At 27.9% G+C, this 13,266-nt stretch carries 14 protein-coding genes; 6 read left to right on the forward strand and 8 right to left on the reverse strand.

The genetic code is table 11. From position 1 onward, the window contains the following. Positions 1-27: 27 nt before the first annotated feature. The 5 genes from V2W16_RS04190 to V2W16_RS04210 form a co-directional block, all read right to left on the reverse strand. Positions 28-1,197, reverse strand: coding sequence for a LuxR C-terminal-related transcriptional regulator (locus tag V2W16_RS04190; protein WP_329381985.1), 1,170 nt, complete (start codon positions 1,195-1,197; stop codon positions 28-30). Positions 1,198-1,380: 183 nt separating this feature from the next. After that, entirely contained in the window at positions 1,381-2,139 is a 759-nt protein-coding gene (locus tag V2W16_RS04195; protein ID WP_329381988.1) for a hypothetical protein, read from the reverse strand. Positions 2,140-2,222: 83 nt separating this feature from the next. Then, complete coding sequence (locus tag V2W16_RS04200; RefSeq protein ID WP_329381990.1) at positions 2,223-3,554, reverse strand: sensor histidine kinase; 1,332 nt, start codon at positions 3,552-3,554, stop codon at positions 2,223-2,225. Then, positions 3,554-4,225: a response regulator transcription factor gene (locus tag V2W16_RS04205; protein ID WP_253229697.1), complete on the reverse strand. Its 672-nt coding sequence runs from the start codon at positions 4,223-4,225 to the stop codon at positions 3,554-3,556. Before V2W16_RS04205 ends, V2W16_RS04200 begins: the two co-directional genes overlap by 1 nt. A gap of 61 nt (positions 4,226-4,286) precedes the next feature. Further along, on the reverse strand, positions 4,287-4,934 hold the full coding sequence (locus V2W16_RS04210; protein ID WP_329381994.1) for a DNA alkylation repair protein: 648 nt from the start codon (positions 4,932-4,934) through the stop codon (positions 4,287-4,289). Positions 4,935-5,070: 136 nt separating this feature from the next. Between V2W16_RS04210 and V2W16_RS04215 the strand changes: the two genes are divergently transcribed. Beyond that, positions 5,071-5,943: a DMT family transporter gene (locus tag V2W16_RS04215; RefSeq protein WP_329381996.1), complete on the forward strand. Its 873-nt coding sequence runs from the start codon at positions 5,071-5,073 to the stop codon at positions 5,941-5,943. Positions 5,944-5,969: 26 nt separating this feature from the next. Here the strand turns inward: V2W16_RS04215 and V2W16_RS04220 are convergent, their stop codons facing one another. Further along, positions 5,970-6,506 carry a stage V sporulation T C-terminal domain-containing protein gene (locus V2W16_RS04220; protein ID WP_138269251.1) on the reverse strand — a complete coding sequence of 179 codons (537 nt, stop codon included), beginning with the start codon at positions 6,504-6,506 and terminating at the stop codon, positions 5,970-5,972. Between the two features lie 181 nt (positions 6,507-6,687). Here V2W16_RS04220 and V2W16_RS04225 point away from each other — a divergent pair, with 181 nt between their 5' ends. From V2W16_RS04225 to V2W16_RS04235, 3 genes are all read left to right on the forward strand, one after another. Then, positions 6,688-6,990 (forward strand): ArsR/SmtB family transcription factor, encoded by a 303-nt coding sequence (locus V2W16_RS04225; protein ID WP_329382001.1) that lies wholly within the window; start codon positions 6,688-6,690, stop codon positions 6,988-6,990. Between the two features lie 75 nt (positions 6,991-7,065). Beyond that, complete coding sequence (locus V2W16_RS04230) at positions 7,066-8,073, forward strand: permease (RefSeq protein WP_425353938.1); 1,008 nt, start codon at positions 7,066-7,068, stop codon at positions 8,071-8,073. A gap of 18 nt (positions 8,074-8,091) precedes the next feature. Further along, a complete protein-coding gene (locus V2W16_RS04235) occupies positions 8,092-8,409 on the forward strand; it encodes a thioredoxin family protein (protein ID WP_329382004.1) in 318 nt (105 codons plus the stop codon). A gap of 86 nt (positions 8,410-8,495) precedes the next feature. Here the strand turns inward: V2W16_RS04235 and V2W16_RS04240 are convergent, their stop codons facing one another. Beyond that, entirely contained in the window at positions 8,496-9,881 is a 1,386-nt protein-coding gene (locus V2W16_RS04240; protein ID WP_329382007.1) for an MATE family efflux transporter, read from the reverse strand. 356 nt (positions 9,882-10,237) lie between these two features. Between V2W16_RS04240 and V2W16_RS04245 the strand changes: the two genes are divergently transcribed. Continuing rightward, entirely contained in the window at positions 10,238-10,879 is a 642-nt protein-coding gene (locus V2W16_RS04245) for a GNAT family N-acetyltransferase (RefSeq protein WP_329382010.1), read from the forward strand. Positions 10,880-10,894: 15 nt separating this feature from the next. Beyond that, positions 10,895-11,815 carry an AEC family transporter gene (locus V2W16_RS04250; RefSeq protein WP_329382013.1) on the forward strand — a complete coding sequence of 307 codons (921 nt, stop codon included), beginning with the start codon at positions 10,895-10,897 and terminating at the stop codon, positions 11,813-11,815. Between the two features lie 24 nt (positions 11,816-11,839). Here the strand turns inward: V2W16_RS04250 and murC are convergent, their stop codons facing one another. Beyond that, positions 11,840-13,240: a UDP-N-acetylmuramate--L-alanine ligase gene (gene murC / locus V2W16_RS04255; RefSeq protein ID WP_329382016.1), complete on the reverse strand. Its 1,401-nt coding sequence runs from the start codon at positions 13,238-13,240 to the stop codon at positions 11,840-11,842. Between the last annotated feature and the right edge of the window lie 26 nt (positions 13,241-13,266).

Raw genomic sequence — 13,266 nt, forward strand, 5'->3', positions numbered from 1 at the left:
AAAAACTCTGCTAAATGCAGAGTTTTTTTAATCCAACATATATTTTTTTAAATCTTGACGTTGATTTATTCCAAGCTTTTGAAAAGCTGAAGACATATACTGTTTTACGGTATTGGCAGATATATTCATATGTTCTCCTATCTCTTGATTTGTCCACCCTCTTGCAGCAAGCATTGCAGCCGCAAATTCCGTAGTGGTTAAATTATCCGCAACATCTCTTCCTGTTATCGGATTATGTACTTTTCTCCATCCTTCTGAAAAACGATAAGTAATATCTATTATTCTTTTAAAATCATCAGGCCAGTCTTTTTTTATTACAGACTCAAGCATTCCTCCAAGAAGTCCGTGGTGTTCTCCAAATGCTTCGATTAAATCATCGGGACGTGCCAAATCCCAGGCAATAAGAAGATGTTTTTGTGCTTTTTTTACATTTTTTATGCTCATATAATCCATAACCGCAACTAAATGTAAATATATAGAAGAAATAGGATATGTTTCTTTTTGCAATGCAATAGCAGTTTCAACTATACCTATGCTTCTTTCATATTCTCCCTGTAAATATCTATAATGAGCATGAACATATAGCGCAAACATTCTAAGCCCTTCAGGAAGAAAATTAATATATTCTTTCATTGGCGGTATTTCATTTGGAAGAGGAAGATGTAATAAAATCGCTGCTGCCGTGGCAATAAATGCACTTGCATCTTTTAATAGTGGAATATCTTTTTTACTTGAAGCTGTTTTTTTAAGTATTGAAAGAGCATATTTCGCTTGTGTTATATTACCTAAGGAAAGATTTGCATATGAATAAATAAAATAAGCAGAAAGACTTAAAGATAAATCGGAACTTGTTAGATATAATTCTGCCATTTTTGCGGCTTTTTCAGCTTGTCCGCTAAAATAATAATATTCGCATAAAGCAATATCCCTCGAATCTCCTTTTTTAATATTATTAATATATTTCAAACATTCACCTGGCTTAAAAGGAGTATTCAATAAAGGCATAAGATTTGATGTATCTATTACTTCCTGTTTTGTTCTTCCATTATTAATGGGATTGGAAGCATTTTGTGGAATTTGCCATACATTGGAAACCTTTTTTGCTCCTTCGATTTTTCCTTCTAAACAATATCTTTGCACTACCCTTATTGAAACATTCCAATTTTGTGCAACTTCTTTTACAGTTAAATATTTCATTTCATACACCTCCCAGTATTATGAAATAATATTTATTTGTATTCATAATTATGTTTGATTATATTATATATCTTTTTTTAACTTTTTCAATATTGCCAATTAGAATTTTAATAAATAAAAACCCCATATAGTAAACTACATGAGGTTTTTATTATTTGTTTATATTTAATTTACAATGTTAAATTAATCATCATAAGCAGTAAAGCTACCGTTTATTGTTTCATAAGAATTACCTACGTTTTCTTTTATACCATTTATTTCATATGTGTATTTTTGACCTTGTTTTAAATTTTTATCAAGAAATAATTCAATATCATCTTCATCACATATAATTCTTGAATTTTTACTTGAATAAGTATTTCCGTTTGAATCTTTGATTATGATATAAGCATCTGATTTTAATTCGATAAATTTATCAAAGTCAAATGATACTTCTTCATCTTCTCTGTCAAAATCGACATCTCTTACTTTTAAGTTTGATTTTGTGTTAGTTGATGTTTGTTTTTCTGTTTCAAAAGTTACTTTTAAATTTGTATAAGAGCTATCATTATATGCTTTTATTCCTTGAATGTCAGCTGTATAATTTGTTCCGTCTTTAATTCCTTCAACATAAATTTCTAAATCGTCATCATCTCTATCAATAATCTTTGCATTGTAACTGTTACCGCCGGCATCTGTAAGCGAAGTTATGCTTGCATTATCATCCCACATAACTTTTGTTGTAAAGTGAACGTCTATTATATTTTTATTGTCATCATCTTGTTTAACTGAACTTACTTCTATTAATGATGTATTTTCATCTGCTAAATTTGTAGCATCTGTGCTTGTAGTTTTTAGTGGATTTTCCATATAATTCATACTTAAATCTTTTGCAAATACGCTTGCACCTACTAAAGCAATACCTACTATTGTTACCATAACCAAAACTGTTCTTTTTCTCATCTTTCTTTCCTCCATTTTTTTTCGTTCTTTTCTTTTTTCTACCTAAATGATAGGAAAGAAAAATTAAAGTAAAATTAAAGAATTTATTTTTTTAAAATTATTTTAAAAGTAGTTCCAACATTTTCTTTGCTTGTAACATTTATTTTACCGCCCATTTTTTCTATTATGGTTTTTACCATTGATAAACCAAGTCCAAGACTATTCTCATTATCTCTTGAAGGATTAACCTGATAAAATCTGTTCCAAATTTTATCTATGTTCTCACTGCTTATTCCAATTCCGTTATCTTCAACATAGCATATTACTTCTTCATTTGTTTGAGATGCTTTTATATTAACATATCCATTTTCTTTTCCGTATTTTATGGCATTGGATACAAGGTTTATAAATACCCTCATTATAAGTACAGTATCTAAATATATATTTATATCATCTTTTATATCCATATTTAACTTTATATTTTTATCCTCTGCCTTTATTTCCATTTCTTCCAAAACGCTTTCAATAAGTTCGTTTAAATTGATTTTTTCTCTTTGAATTTTTATTCTGTTAAAATCAAACCTTGTAAACATAAGAAGTTGAGATATTAAAGAAGAAAGTTTTTCGCCTTGTTTTTTTATAATTTCAAGAGCTTCTCTTTGTTCTTCTTCGCTTCCTTCATACAAGGCATAGTCACAAGATGCAAGTATTACGGAAACAGGAGTTCTAAGCTCGTGAGAAGCGTCTGAAGTGAATTTTTTTTCATTTTCGAATGATGTTTCAAGTCTTTCAAACATCTCGTCAAAAGTGCTTGCCATTATGCTTATTTCATTTTTAGATTTTGTTTTTAAATTTATTCTTTTTGATAAATCATCTCCGTTTGAAATATTAACGGCAGTATCGACTATTTTGTCAATAGGTGATAAAGTTCTTTTTGTTATAAAATATCCAACCACTGACGAAACAATAAGAATTATTGGTATTAATATTATAAATATTGTCATCATGAAAGTACTTAAGGTTTGAAGTGTAGAAATTGACATATATCCTCTCACAAATACTCCGTCAATATTGGTCATTTTATCATATACATACCAGTTATTGGATTCTCCATCATATTCATTTACTCCGTCATTATATGAAGCATTATTTATATCTGATGGAACATTACCTCTAAGAAGCTTATCATTTTTATATATGGCTATTTCTACTCCGTCTTTGTAAAATTCAAAATCATCATCGTAAATTTCTTCATAGCCTTCTTCATTTATTTCCTGAACACATTCATTAATTTCATTTTGCAGAGTCTGTTTTAATGTAACATTTGTAAATCCGTCCATGCTTACTGATAAAAATACAAATGTAAAAATAAGTATAAGGGCTATTACGAATATATACCAAAAATTAAGTTTAGTCTTTAGTGATAAATTTCTCATTATTCTTCCTTTAAAACATATCCTATATTTCTTTTTGTATGAATAAGTTTCTTTTCATACCCGGTATCCATTTTTTTTCTCAAATATCTTATATATACATCAACCATATTTGAAGCACCTTCATACTCATAATTCCAAACGTTTTGCTCAATTTGTTCTCTTGATAAAATCATTCCTTTGTTTTTTATAAGAAATACAAGTATTCCATATTCTCTTGAAGAAAGTTCAATCTCTTTTCCTGCTCTTTTTACTGTTTTACTGTTACAATCCACTTCTAAATCTGCCACTTTATATACATTGGTTTTGTTTTTTGTATTTCTTCTGGTTACTGCATAAATTCTTGCAATAAGTTCGGAAAAAGAAAAAGGTTTTACCATATAATCATCTGCCCCAAGATTAAGCCCCGTTACTATGTCTTCGGTAGAATCCATCGCGGTTAGTGCTATTATATAAGTTTCAATTCCTTTATCTCTTATTCTTCTTATAACATCAAAACCGTTAATTTTCGGTATCATAATATCCAAAATCACAACATCATAATCGGTATTTTCAATATAATAAACAGCATCCTCGCCGTCAAAACAACTGTCAACACTGTATTTTTCCGCTTTTAACCTTTTAACTATTAAATTATTAAGGTTTTTTTCATCTTCAACAACAAGAATTCTCATAATTTTCTCCTTTCTTTTTTATTATTTATGCTACTTTTTTAAAATTAAAGTCAGATTAAAATTAAAAATATTTGCTTGCTTCTTTAATGCTTAGATTTGCCATTTTATCTTTGTATTTATTGATAAAGTTACTTACCCATTCCTTATTAGTCTTTGAATAATCTCTCAAAGCCCATCCTATTGCTTTGTTTATAAAAAACTCATTATTTTCAAGATTGTTTACTATTATTGTTTCCAAAAGCTCGGTATTTGTCTTTTCTTTCCTTAAAAGCTGATGAATTATGCTTACTCTTCTGAGCCATATATTTTCATCCTTACTCCATTTGATGATAATTTCGTTTATGCTCGTATCTTTTAATGCCATGTCTCCTATTAGTCTGTCAATCATGTCGCTTGTATCCCACCAGGATTTTGTAATTATGAGATTTTTTATAAAAGGAATGTCTTCTTTTGTTAAAAATTTTTTCTTGTTTATCAAATAATCTATGGATAGATATTGAAATTCTCTGTGAGCATCTTCGTAACACTTGTTTACAAAATCATAGTCAATATATTCCTGACTTTTTATTTCCTTAAAATAAATCTTTTCTATTTTTTTCAATTCACTTCTGGGAATACCTAGAAAGTCAAATTTATTTTTCATATACTTAGCCATTTTAACGGAATTTTCTTCATTCCTTTTTTCGTATAAAACTTTAAAAATATCCATGATTTTCTCCTTAAATATTTATATAACAATATTAACACATAAATAAAAACATGAAACATTATATTAAATTATTAAATTGAAATAAGAAATAAATTAATGTAGAATATTAAGCGCATAATAAAGAAAGGCGTTAAAAATGGAAAAAAATAAAAAATTAGGACATCTTCTTGCAATATTTACAATAATGATATGGTCGACAACTTTTGTATCAACTAAAATACTTTTACAAACTTTTACCCCTATGGAAATTTTATTTTATAGATTTACTTTAGGGTTTTTGTTTTTATTTCTTATGTATCCAAAAAGACTTAAACTTAAGGATAGAAAAGAAGAAATATATTTTATCTTTGCGGGACTTACGGGAGTAAGCTTATATTATCTTTTGGAAAACATGGCCCTTACTTATTCCAATGCTTCAAACATAGGTGTTCTTGTTTCCATAGCTCCGTTTTTTACGGGAATGCTTTCTTGGATTATATTAAAAGAAAAAATAAATAAAAACTTTTTTTACGGTTTTATTATAGCAATGACCGGAATTATTTTAATAAGCATTAAAGATATGAGCGGAGTAAAAGTATATCCTATAGGAGATATACTTGCTATTATTGCAGCTTTAATATGGGCTTTTTACTCTCTTTTAAGCAGAAAAATATCAACTTTTGGATACAATATGATTGCTTCAACCAGAAGAATGTTTTTTTACGGGCTGATATTTATGATATTAATGCTTCCGTTTTTTGATTTCACCTTTGATTTAACGTTATTTAATTCTAAAGTATTAATATTTAATATTTTATTTTTAGGACTTTGTGCCTGTGCACTTTGCTTTGTAACTTGGAATATATCAATAAAAATCTTAGGTACGGTAAAAACCAGTGCTTACATTTATATAACACCAGTAATAACAATTATTGCCTCGTTTATAATATTAAAAGAACCTATAACCCCTGTTATGATTATAGGAACAACACTGGTTTTATCGGGACTGTTTTTAAGCGAGAAAAAATAAAAAAAGAACACAAACTGTGTTCTTTTTTATTGCTCCATTTGTTTTCCTAAAAATATTGAACCTGTTTTTGCAAGCAGACTTGCCTGTTCAACGGAAATATTTTTGTCTTTACTTAAAAGTACTATGGCTCCTATTGGATCTCCGTTTGCAACAATAGGGGAGATAACTTCATATTTATGTTCGTTTTTTTTGTCCTTTACTATATCCACTTCTCCGTTTAAAGAAGTAACAAGCTGTCTTTTTGAAATTATCTTATCTAAATCTTTGCTTATTTTTTTATCCATAAGCTCTTTTTTGTCTCCCGTTGAAGCTGCAACTATATTTTCTCTGTCACAAATTACGCTTGTTATTTTTGCACTTAAAAATAGACTGTCTACATATTCCTGAGCAAAGCTTGAGAGTTCTCCTACCATGGAATATTTTTTTAATATTACTTCTCCGCTGTTATCTGTATATATTTCCAAAGGATCTCCTTCTCTTATTCTTAAAGTTCTTCTTATTTCTTTCGGTATTACAACTCTACCCAAATCGTCAATTCTTCTTACAATACCTGTCGCTTTCATTACTATCTCCTTTATAATATTTTCATATATATTTTTTCTAATTTTAGAAATTTTATACTTTTTATCCTTAATTAAACATAAAATAATATATACATATCAAAAAAATTTGATATATATATTGACAGTTTATAAAAAAATTATATTATACTCATATCAAAATATTTTGATATGAGGTAATAATATGGAAGACTATTCAAAAGATATAAAAATTTTTAAAGCATTATGCGATGAAAAAAGATTAAAAATAATAGATTTATTAAAAAGCGGAGAGAAATGTGCTTGTGTTTTAATAGATAAAATGGATATAGGGCAGTCTTCTCTTTCATATCATATGAAAATATTATGTGAATCAGGCATTGTTCAAAGCAGACAAGATGGTAAATGGACACATTATAAATTAAGCAAATCCGGAAGCGAACATGCAATAAAAAGACTTAGAGAAATAACAATGGAAAATGAAAACACTACGAATTGCTGTAAATAGTCATCTAAAAGATGACTTTTATTTTAAGCAACATATCAAAATTTTTTGATATGAAAAATTATAAGGAGAATTAATATGATTCAGTCAGTATTATTATTTATTCAAAATCAAATTCTTTCAATGAAATGGTTAAATACATTAATAGGAAATTTTCTTACTCTTTTGGGAATTGATTTAAATGGAAGAATGGGTGGAAGCCTTCAGTTTTTTATTTATGATGTTATAAAAATAACTATACTACTTTGTACTTTAATTTTTATTATTTCATACATTCAAAGCTATTTCCCACCTGAAAGAAGTAAAAAAATACTCGGAAAATTTAAGGGAATAAGAGCAAATATAATTTCTGCCTTACTTGGAACCGTTACTCCTTTCTGCTCATGCTCTTCAATACCTTTATTTATGGTCTTTACATCAGCAGGACTTCCCCTTGGAGTTACATTTTCTTTTTTAATATCATCTCCAATGGTAGACCTTGGAAGTTTGGTTTTGCTTATGAGCATTTTCGGTTATAAAGTTGCAATTTTTTATGTAATTATAGGGCTTATTCTTGCAGTTATTGGAGGAAGCATAATTGAAAAAATGCACATGGAAGAATACGTTGAAGATTTTATTAAAAATGCAAAAAGCATAAACGTAAAAATTCCGGATCGCTCGAAAAAACAAAGAATGATATTTGCAAAAAATCAAATGACATCTACATTTAAGAAAGTATTTCCTTATATATTAATAGGTGTTGGAATAGGGGCAATAACTCATAACTGGATACCTGAAGATATAATAACCGGCATACTTGGAAGCGACAATCCTTTTGGTGTAATTCTTGCAACTTTGGTAGGAGTACCTATGTATGCAGATATATTCGGAACAATTCCAATAGCAGAAGCACTTTTATCAAAAGGAGCACTTCTTGGAACAATTCTTTCTTTTATGATGGCAGTTACAACACTAAGCCTACCTTCAATAATAATGCTTAAAAAAGCCGTTAAGCCAAAACTTCTTATATTGTTTATATCAATTTGTACTTTTGGAATTATTTTAATAGGCTATATATTTAACTATATGCAAGGATTTTTAATATAAAAAATAAAGGAGAGAAAAATGAAAATATTAAAAAAATCATGTGGATGCAGTACTTGTAAATGTGAAAATAATGACAATAATGAAAATAAAACAAATGGGCAAATTAAAATATTAGGATCTGGATGTAAGAACTGTATTAATCTTGAAAATAATGTTTTAAAAGCTTTAGAAGAACTTAACATAAATATGAATGTTGTACATGTTAAAGACTTTGTTGAAATTTCAAATTATGGCGTAATGTCTACACCTGCCCTTGTTATAAATGAACAAGTTGTATCACAAGGAAAAGTATTATCAAAAAAAGAAGTAGAAGATATTTTAAAAGAAATAATATAAAAAGAAATAATTTTAAACAGTAAAATATTATTATAAAAATATAATAATCAATCATATAAAAAAGAAAGACATAAAAGTCTTTCTTTTTAATTTGTACTAAGTTTAATTTCCTTATTCTTTATTATTTTTAATTCTTTAGATACAACTGCAGTTGTTGTTATGAATGCAATAAAATCCGCAACGGGAGCAGCAAAAAGTATACCGTTAAGTTCAAAGAATAAAGGAAGAATTATTATTAAAGGAATAAGGAATATTACCTGTCTTGTCATTGATAATATAAGCCCTTTTATAGGTTTTCCGATAGCAGCAAAGAAATTTGATGAGATAAGCTGAACACCATTTAATACAACCATAAATAAAAATGTTCTCATAAACTTAACCGCAAATTCATAGTAAAGGGCATCTCCCGAACCGAATATTGAAATAATTTGATTTGGGAAAAATTGAAAGGTTATAAAACCTATAAAAGATACTACAAGATTACAAAGTATTGCAAGTTTATAAACGCTTATTACTCTGTCATATTTTTCTGCCCCATAATTAAAACCTACTATAGGCTGAGTTCCTTGAGAAATTCCTATGATTACTGCAAGTAAAATTGCATTTGTTTTCATTACTATCCCGCAGGCAGCAAGAGGAATTTCCATTCCATATATTGATCTCGCACCGTAAAATGTAAGGGAATTATTTAAAACTATTTGTACAAAAGTAATCGCCACTTGGTTTAAACTGTTACTCATACCAAGAGAAGCAATTTTAACGCATTCTTTAAAATGAAGCCCAAAACAATCTCTTGTTAAATGTACGTGCTTGAAATTTTTTATATATAATATTGCCATAACAAAAGAAAATACTTGACCTATTACTGTAGCAATTGCCGCACCTGCAACTCCCATATTAAATACAAAAATGAATATAGGGTCTAAAATTGTGTTTACAATAGCACCTACAAGCATACACATCATTGAATATTTAGGACTTCCGTCTGCTCTTGCAAGATTGCTCATACCGTTTATTACAACAAGAAGCGGCATACCAAGAGCAGTTATTCTTGTATAAGATATGGCATAAGGCATTACTTGTGTTGTAGCACCAAAAGCTTTAAGCAAAATAACTAAAAATATTTCAATTAAAAATGCATAAAGTATACCGAAAACAAACATCATTGAAATTGCACTACCAACAACTTTTGCGGCCTTTTCTTTTTCTCCCGCACCAAGACGAAGAGAAAATCTTGAAGCTCCTCCGACTCCTATTAAAAGAGCTATTGCAAGACAAATAGTTGTTAAAGGATATGCAACGTTCGTTGCGGCATTACCCAGATAACCAACACCTTGACCTATGAAAATTTGGTCAACAATGTTATAAAGAGAACTAACAATCATCGCTATTATACTTGGAATTGCAAAACCTTTTAAGAGTTTTGGAATTTTTTCATACCCAAGAGGATTAGCGGTATTGATACTTTCCATATCACACCTCCAAATGAAAATAACAATAAAACAAATAACTTTCTTATTTGCCAAAATATATAGAAAAATAAGTAAAAAATAAAAATTTATTGTAATATCACAAGATTATACCAAAATTAGTTTTTTAATACAATATAATAATAATAAAATATTTATTTTTTAAATTTTATTATTTTAAAATTATACCTGTAAATATGTTATTATATAGGTGTTAAATTTATAAAAATAAAGGTGGTGTCTTTTTGTTAGCGGTAATGTAATATATTTGTATATTTAATAAAGATAACTTTGTTATCTTTATTTTAGTGTCCTTTATTAGTATCAATTTTTAAATTAAATATAAAAGGAGAACAAATATGAATAAAGATTATATTATTAGAAAAGAAACCAAAGAAGATTATAAAAATACTGAATTTTTAACAAGGGAAGCATTTTTTAATGTTTATACAAAAGGATGTGTAGAACATTATGTACTACATAAACTTCATAAAAACGATGATTATATTAAAGATCTTTCTTTTGTAGTGCAAAAAGATGAACAATTAATAGGGCATATAGGATATTCAAATGCTAAATTAATAAAAGAAAACAAATTTAAAGATGTACTTACTTTTGGTCCTGTTAGCATAATACCTGAATATAAAAACAAAGGAATAGGTAGTGATTTAATAAATTATTCAATAAAAAAAGCAAAAGAAATGGGATATAAAGCAATTATAATATATGGAAATCCTCTTTTATACCATAGGTTCGGTTTTACACTTGCTTTAAAATTCGATATAAAAACCGAAGACGGTAAAAACGACGTTCCTCTTTTGGCTTTAGAACTTGAAAAAGATTATCTTAGTGATGTAAAAGATTTTAGATTTGTTGAAAGTGAAGATTTTAATATAAACGAAAATGACTTTATAGAATTTGAAAAAAATTTCCCTTACAAAGAGAAAAAAGAAACTTATTCTCAAAAAGAATTTGAAATACTAAGCAGTTTAATGTGGTAAAAAGAAAGGAGCATAATGGATTTAAGCAATATTATAACACAAATGATTGTTTTGTTTTTGGTAATGACTTTAGGATATATCTTAGAAAAAATAGGGTATATGGATAAACATGTATCAAGTAAGTTAAATATACTGATTTTAAATGTAACAACCCCGTGTTTGATTCTATCATCCGTAACAACTGGCGAAATATCATATAATAAAAGCACTGTTTTTCTTATTTTACTTATTGCTTTTTTAATGTATTTAATACTTCCTTTTATAGCAATATTATTAAATAAAATATTAAAAATAGAAAAAGAAAATTTTGGACTTTATATGTTTATGACAATATTTTCTAATATTGGATTTATGGGATATCCTGTAACAAAAACAATATTCGGAGAAAGTGCCGTATTTCTATGTAGCCTTTTTAATATGGTATTCGGCATATTTGTTTACAGCCTCGGAATTTATCTATTTAATATGGATAGTAAAGAAAAAACAAAATTTGATTTCAAAAAAGTCATAAACCCGGGAATGATATCAAGCGTTCTTGCAATAATTATTTTTATATTTTCTATAAATATTCCATCTTTCTTAAGCTCAACTTTTGAAATGGTAGGGAGTATAACAAGTCCTCTTGCAATGATTTTAATAGGCTGTTCATTAGCAAGAATTCCTGTAAAAGAAATATTTAACGAATATAAATTATATCCTTATACAATAATAAAACAAGTATTAATTCCATTAGCTTCAATGTTTATTTTAAAACATGTTATTACAAATCCATTAATTTTAGGACTTACCATAATAGTAATGGCAATGCCTGTTGGAAACATAACCGTAATGTTTGCAGGTAAATATGAAGGAAACGCTGCTCTTGCATCAAAAGGAGTATTTATAACAACTATATGCTCCTTTATTACAATTCCGATTCTTTGCTACATATTATAAAAGACCGAGAAATCTCGGTCTTTTTTATTCATATATTTCTTTTAATTTATCAACTATATCGTAAGCAACTTGATTTATTGATTGACTTCCGGCAACAAGAACAAAATCCCCCGGCTTAGCATTTTCTACAATATAATCTCTTATATCTGAAAATTCACTTATTACTCTTGAAGGTATGCCGTATTTTTCAACTACTTTTTCGGCTATATCTTCAGAATATATATTCCATTCGTTATCTTCTCTGTCTGAGTAAATATCGTTTAATATAAGCTCGTCTGCACCTTTCATTGCATCTACAAACTCATCAAATAAAAGGAATGTTCTTGAATAAGTATGAGGTTGGAATATTACGAATAATTTTTTATGTTCATAATTTTTACAAGCATCAATAGTAACTTTAAGTTCTGTTGGATGATGAGCATAATCTTCTATTACAGTAATATTGTTTACAACTCCTCTTTTTTCAAATCTTCTTTTTGCACCCATAAATTCTTTAAAACTGTCATTTACGATTTTTTTGTCAATCATAAAGAAATCTGAAACTGCAACAACGCTTAAAGCATTAAGTACGTTGTGTTCTCCCGGTATATTAAGTTCAAAGTGATAATAAAATTCACCGTTTTTATATACATCAAATCTTGGTTTTCCAAGTTCGTTATATGTTATATTTTTAGCAACAAAGTCATTATTTTCTGAAAGACCAACTTTAACTATTTTACATTCAAGTCCGTCTAAAATATCAAGAACGTTTTTATCATCTCCGTTTACAACAAGTAAACCGTCTTTTGGAGTAATTTTTGCAAACTTTTTAAATGATTCTTTTATTTGTTCTATACCACCTGTAAAATAATCAAGATGATCTCTTTCTATATTTTGTATTGTTCCTACAAAATGTCTTGAATGAAGGAAACTGTCTACGAATTCACATGCTTCTATTACAAAATAGTCGCTGTCCCCAACTCTTGAGTTTCCGTTTATTTTTCTTAAAGTTCCTCCTATTGAAATTGAAGGATCAAGATTTGCATTTAAAAATACCAAAGACATAAGGGAAGATGTTGTTGTTTTTCCATGAGTTCCGCTTACAGCTACGGTTTTTTTATAATATTTACTTATAAGTCCAAGGAAAATTGAACGTTCTATTTCAAGAATACCTTTATTTTTTCCCTCAACTCTTTCAGGATTATTTTCTCTGATTGCAGCAGAATAAACTATTAAATCTATATCGTCGGTTATATTTTCTTTATTATGTCCTATAATAACTTTAATTCCGTTCTTTTCTAATTTTTCGGTATAAACACAAAGTCTCATATCTGAACCTAAAACTTCTTTACCGTTTATTTTTGACATTAAAGCAAGACCAGACATACTGGTTCCGCCTATTCCAATAAAATATATCTTTTTTATATTTTCTAAATCTATATTCATTTTTTCACCGCCGTATTGTTTTTATA

It is taken from the genome of Anaerofustis butyriciformans (assembly GCF_036289385.1).
In the GTDB taxonomy this organism is placed as follows: domain Bacteria; phylum Bacillota; class Clostridia; order Eubacteriales; family Anaerofustaceae; genus Anaerofustis; species Anaerofustis butyriciformans.